Here is a 1325-nt window from a genome sequence, read left to right as displayed (position 1 = left end):
ATGCAGGTCGCTTGATTTTTGTGGAATCTCTTAAAGAATAACCCATGAACCCCGTACCCTTATTCCTGATCATTGTAACACTGCCCCTGCTTCTTGGGGGGTGTGGGGAGAAGGCTATTGCTGAAGTTAAGCCTGAAGAACCCGTTCCTGTAACTCAGTCTAAATTAGAGGGCGTTAATAGCAAAGAATTGGATTTTCGTGATACTTCTTTTTCCGTCGCTTATCTCAAAGGTTCACTGTACACAGGTAAATCTTTCATGCTTTATGAAAACGGACAGAAGCAGGTGGAACAAAACTGGAAGGACGGCAAAAGAGATGGGTTATATGTGGAATGGCATGAAAACGAACAGAAGAGGCGGGAATCAACCTACAAGGATGGCACGGTTGATGGTCTGTGGCTGTCTTGGCATGAAAACGGGCAGAAGGAGGGGGAAGGAAACTACAAGGACGGTAAGCGTGTTGGACTACATGCTGAATGGTATGAAAATGGGAAGAAGAAGTCAGAAGGAAACTTCAAGGACGGCAAGTGGGATGGGCCATGGTTGTATTGGTACTTTGATGGGGATAAGTTGAGGGAAGTAAACTTCAAGAATGGAAAGAAGGAAGGGCTAGTGATGTATTGGCATGATAACGGACAGAAGCAGGTGGAAGTAAACTTCAAGGACGGCAAGCGGAATGGACTATATGTGTCTTGGCATGAAAACGGTGAGAAGAGGTCGGAAGGAAACTATAAGGAAGGCAAGTCGGATGGGCTATGGGTGTGGTGGCATGGAAACGGGCAGAAGAAGATGGAAGGAAACTACAAGGACGGTGAAAAGATTTCTGAAACCAAGTGGTGGAACAGCAAAGGTGAACCTGTTGATTCATTTGACGAAGCTGATAAAAAATAACCCATGAACCTCGTACCCTTATTCCTTATCATAGTATCACTGCCCCCAATCAAGCGACCTGCATCGTGGGGAGTGAGTCCACTGCACACATGGGGTAAGCCGGTCAACTGATCCATGGTCCCTGTATCATGATCATGGGTGGTCAGTGGAAACCCTAGACTACCAAGTGTTTGGACGTATAATAATGCCTGATTTGAACGGAGTTATGATTAATCGAAGAAAAATGCTTCAGGGAATGGCGGCCGGTGTTGGTACAGTCGCGGGGCTATCTCCTTTGATTACGCGGGCGGGTTCATCTCGCATTGCGCCTGCTACCTCAGCGAAGAATCTGGTCATCATCGTGAACATGCTCGGCTATAATCGCCACACCTTCCACCCCAAGGGTGACGACCTTGACAAGTCACCCCTGCTGGCGCGGCTCAAGGGTCACTACAA

General features: G+C 47.5%; 2 protein-coding genes. Both read left to right on the top strand.

Translation table 11 applies throughout. From position 1 onward, the window contains the following. Positions 1-44 precede the first annotated feature (44 nt). The gene (locus EYQ01_01155; protein HIE64424.1) at positions 45-890 is read left to right on the top strand and encodes a toxin-antitoxin system YwqK family antitoxin; all 846 of its coding nucleotides are present in this window, start codon (positions 45-47) and stop codon (positions 888-890) included. Between the two features lie 193 nt (positions 891-1083). Next, positions 1084-1325: hypothetical protein (locus tag EYQ01_01150; GenBank protein ID HIE64423.1), on the top strand; the 242-nt coding region annotated here is incomplete at its 3' end.

It is taken from the genome of Candidatus Manganitrophaceae bacterium, assembly GCA_012960925.1.
Lineage (GTDB): Bacteria > Nitrospirota > Nitrospiria > SBBL01 > JAADHI01 > DUAG01.
This window is presented reverse-complemented; position numbering and strand designations above follow the sequence as displayed.

Bases quoted from the DNA above. Each gene is read 5' to 3' on its own strand.
- EYQ01_01155 (HIE64424.1), top strand. From the start codon at position 45: ATGAACCCCGTACCCTTATTCCTGATCATTGTAACACTGCCCCTGCTT.